Origin of the sequence: Pseudomonas sp. 30_B, from assembly GCF_017491605.1 — a bacterium.
GTDB lineage: Bacteria > Pseudomonadota > Gammaproteobacteria > Pseudomonadales > Pseudomonadaceae > Pseudomonas.
In genome coordinates, this window is record NZ_JAFGYY010000405.1 from 1 (window position 1) to 431 (window position 431).

A 431-nucleotide genomic window follows, 5' to 3' on the forward strand; every position below is an offset into this window, starting at 1 on the left:
CCATTAGGATCGTTTATCCATCCTATAGGCGCCGCATAATTTATTTTAGGAAAAAACTTTTTGTTCACAGACTCTTTATTCTTTTCTATAAATTCGTTAGCGTTTTTCAAATTATATTCCATTTTTTCTCCTACTTATTTTTATAAGCGTCATAGTTTCTCTGTTTAATCTCCAACCATTCTTCTAAGCCAAGACGGTTTAGCTCTTCCTTGTAAGAATTCCAATTTTCATCAGTAATTCCTGTTTGTATGAATTCTGCACGACTTCTTTGAATAAATGGTAATAGGTCAGCTTCAATTTGAGCCAATCTTTCAAGATCTTCATTACTAGCAAATAATTTTGGATAAATCTCATCTTTGTCTACATGTGGGGTATATTTTTCTTTAATTATATCTAATCTCCATTTAGCATCATCTGGCATAGTTGTATAT

The 431-nt window shown here is 31.3% G+C and carries 1 protein-coding gene; it reads right to left on the reverse strand.

Annotated features, from left to right (window positions below):
* Positions 1 to 130: 130 nt before the first annotated feature.
* Positions 131 to 431, reverse strand: a 301-nt coding sequence (locus J5M67_RS28890; RefSeq protein ID WP_207888734.1) for a hypothetical protein, incomplete at its 5' end; no start/stop codon positions are given.